This is a genomic window from Streptomyces sp. SID14478 (genome assembly GCF_010548525.1).
In the GTDB taxonomy this organism is placed as follows: domain Bacteria; phylum Actinomycetota; class Actinomycetes; order Streptomycetales; family Streptomycetaceae; genus Streptomyces.
The window spans coordinates 1-3,215 of record NZ_JAAGMG010000570.1; the positions used below are offsets into that span (position 1 = coordinate 1).

Here is a 3,215-nt window from a genome sequence, read left to right on the forward strand (position 1 = left end):
CCGGCCAGCACCGCGGCGCCCGCGCCCGGCGACAGCGGCGTCGTGCCCGCGCCCGTCACCTTCTGCACGGCGAGGCCGGCCGACATCGGCGAGACCTTCTGCACGAGCGCCAGCGCGTGCTCCGGCATCTTGATGATCAAGGTCGCCAGGTACGGGCCGTAGAGCAGGGCGCACATCGTGCCCACGGCTGCCGCCGCGTGCCGCACGATCAGCGCGACGCCCGCGCTCAGCAGGGCGACCAGCAGCAGATAGCCCGCGGTGCCGAGCGTCACCCGCCACAACACCCCGGAGTCCAGCGGGAGTCGGGGGTAGCCGCTCAGCGCCCGGCGGCCCGCGAACAGGGAGCCGACCGCCGCCGGGAGCGCCGCCGCCGTCACCGCCGCGACCACCACCAGGACCTTCGCCGCGAACACCGTGCCGCGGCGCGGGTTCGCGGCGAGCGTCGTGCGGATCACGCGCGGGTACTCGGCCGACACCACCGCCACCGCGACCAGCACCGCGACCGTCTGCGCGAGATAGACACCGGACAGGGACAGGGCCGTCGGGTCGAGGGTGCCCTCCTCCTCGGGCCGGGCGGCCGCGGCGATGAGCACCGTGAGGGCCGTCATCGCGAGCGGCAGACCGGGCAGCGTCCACAACTGGCCCGGCACGGTGCGCAGTTTGGTCCACTCGCCGCGCACCGCACGGCCCAGGCCCTTCACGCGTCCCGCCGGGCGAGCCTCAGCCGCGCGGCGCCGAGCACCACCGCCACGTACAGGCACAGCACCCCGAAGCCCGCCCAGGGCGTCGTCGGGTTCTCGATGAGCTGCTTCGTCTGCTGTATCGCCATGCCCGCCACGGGAGTGGCCCGGCCGACGACGTCATTGAGTCCGATCGACGCCGACGACGCGACGATCGGCAGGACGACGACCAGCGCGAACATCAGGACCATCGCCGGGACGGTGCGGCGCAGCAGCGCGCCCACGCCCAGGCTGAGCACGGCGACCAGGGCGAGGAAGGCGGCGCCGCCCGCGATCGCGCGCAGGCTGCCCGCGTCGGTGAGGGACGGCCTGTCGAAGAGGGGCGGCACGAAGCCGTTGGCGCGCTGGTAGTGGCCGCCCACCAGGAACGCCGCCACGCTGCCCACGAGGGCGACCGCGAACACCGTCGCGGCGAGCACCACCGCCTTCGCCGCGAGGACCCGGCCGCGGCGCGGGCTCGCCGTGAACGTGGTGCGCTGCAGGCCCGTGCGGTACTCGGAGGTGACGAACAGGACGCCGAGCGCGATCACCGCGAGCGCGGCCAGTTGCGTGCCGTCGTCGAGGGACTGCTTGACCAGGTCCGAGCCCGGGCCCACGCCCACGCCGCCCGTGCCGAGGCCGCCGAGGTCACCGCTGCCGGTGAGGGTCAGGGTGCCCGCGGTCTGCCGCAGGGTGCCGGGCGGGGCCGTGCCGTCGCTCGGCGGGGCCTTCGGGTCGCGCGGCTGGACGACGTCCGTCCTCGTCCACCGTCCGCCCGCCGACGGGACGGCGATGTGGTCGAAGCGTGCCTCGCCGACGGTGGGGACCGGGTGCGCCGAGACCTCGTGGGGGCCGGTCCGCTTCTCCTTCGCGTACTGCGGCGACGTGACGAACAGGCCCGCCTCGGCCCGCGCCGGCAGCCCGGCGACCGTCAGCGTGCCGACCGTGTGCCAGGTGCGGCCGTCGTCGGACGTGGCACCGGTGACGCGGGCGCCCGCCCGGGTCAGCCGCAGCCAGACGGGAGCCTTCGCGGTGTGCGCCGCGGTCCGCTCGTGCGTGCCGTCGGCCAGCATCGTGACGCCGTGTTCGGGCGTCACCATCAGGGCCGCGTACGAGGATCCGCTCGCCGTCCCGTCCTTGAGGAGCAGGCCCGCCTTCGCCCAGGGCGCGGAGTCCCGCTGCGCGGCGACCCGCACCGTGTACGTGCCGCGCGCGTCACCGGTCGTCGGGCGGTGCGCGAACGTCAGGCCGTCGTACTTCGTGGGGCCGTCGTAGTGGAACGTGCTGCCGTTCGCCGACGCCACGGTCACCAGCACCAGCAGCGCCGTCATCGCGAGCAGGGCCAGCGGGGTGCTGCGCACGGAGCGCAGCTTCGTCCACTCGGCGCGCAGGGCCCGCACCGCGCCCCTCACGACGCCACGCCCTCGGCCGAGGCGAACTCCGCCGTACCGGCGGTGAGTTCCATGTACGCCTCCTCCAGCGTGGCGCGGTGCCTGCTCAGTTCGGAGAACGGCACGGCCTGTTCGCCGAGGAGCGCCGCGACCCGCTGCGCGGGCAGCCCCGTGACCGTGAGGGCGTCCGGGCCCGTCATCGCGACCGTGGCACCGGCGCCGGTGAGCAGCGTCATCGCCTCGGCGCGCCGGGCCGTGCGCAGCGCCACGCGCTGTCCGGACACGGCGTCCAGCAGCTCCCCGACGTCGGTGTCGGCGAGCAGCCGGCCGCGCCCGATGACGAGGAGGTGGTCCGCCGTGTCCTGCAGTTCGCTCATCAGGTGCGAGGAGACGAGGACCGTACGGCCTTCCGCGGCGAGGGACTTGAGGAATCCGCGGATCCACTGGATGCCCTCGGGGTCGAGCCCGTTGACCGGCTCATCGAGGATGAGGACGCGCGGGTCGCCGAGGAGGGCCGCGGCGATGCCGAGCCGCTGCCGCATGCCGAGCGAGAAGCCGCCCGCGCGCTTCTTCGCGGCGGAGGCGAGGCCGACCTGGTCCAGGACGAGGTCGACGCGGCGCGCGGGCAGGCCGCTGTAGTGGGCGAGCCAGAGCAGGTGGTCGCGGGCGCGGCGGCCCGGGTGCAGCGCCTCGCAGTCCAGGAGCGCGCCCACGGCGGTGAGCGGCTCGGCGAGGGCGGCGTACGGCCTGCCGCCGATCAGCGCCTGTCCGCGGTCGGGGGCGTCGAGGCCGAGCAGCATCCTCAACGTTGTTGATTTTCCTGCCCCGTTGGGACCGACGAAGCCGGTCACGCGTCCGGGCAGGACCCGGAAGCCGAGTGCGTCCACGGCGAGGGTGTCCCCGTACCGTTTGCACAGCCCGCGGGCCTCGATGGTCATCTCGTCGGTCGTCTCGTTGTCGGCCATGCCCCTGACGGTAGGGAGCCGGGGCCCGGTCCGGCGTCCCGCCGGGGCGGGGTCCGTGCGCCGCCCCCGTCCCCCTCGCGGGGGACGCCCGCCGCGCGGGACCCCGCCGATAATGGCCGCCATGGGGTGGACGTCGGCGG

The 3,215-nt window shown here is 75.2% G+C and carries 3 protein-coding genes; all 3 read right to left on the reverse strand.

The features are described 5' to 3' along the window. Positions 1-701: hypothetical protein (locus tag G3I40_RS18805; RefSeq protein WP_203644363.1), on the reverse strand; the 701-nt coding region annotated here is incomplete at its 3' end. Next, positions 698-2,131: a hypothetical protein gene (locus G3I40_RS18810; RefSeq protein ID WP_343244956.1), complete on the reverse strand. Its 1,434-nt coding sequence runs from the start codon at positions 2,129-2,131 to the stop codon at positions 698-700. The genes G3I40_RS18805 and G3I40_RS18810, both read right to left, overlap by 4 nt. After that, entirely contained in the window at positions 2,128-3,075 is a 948-nt protein-coding gene (locus G3I40_RS18815) for an ATP-binding cassette domain-containing protein (RefSeq protein WP_239091810.1), read from the reverse strand. The genes G3I40_RS18810 and G3I40_RS18815 overlap by 4 nt, the downstream gene beginning before the upstream one ends. Positions 3,076-3,215: the final 140 nt, after the last annotated feature.

Bases quoted from the DNA above. Each gene is read 5' to 3' on its own strand.
- G3I40_RS18815 (WP_239091810.1), bottom strand. From the start codon at position 3,075: ATGGCCGACAACGAGACGACCGACGAGATGACCATCGAGGCCCGCGGG.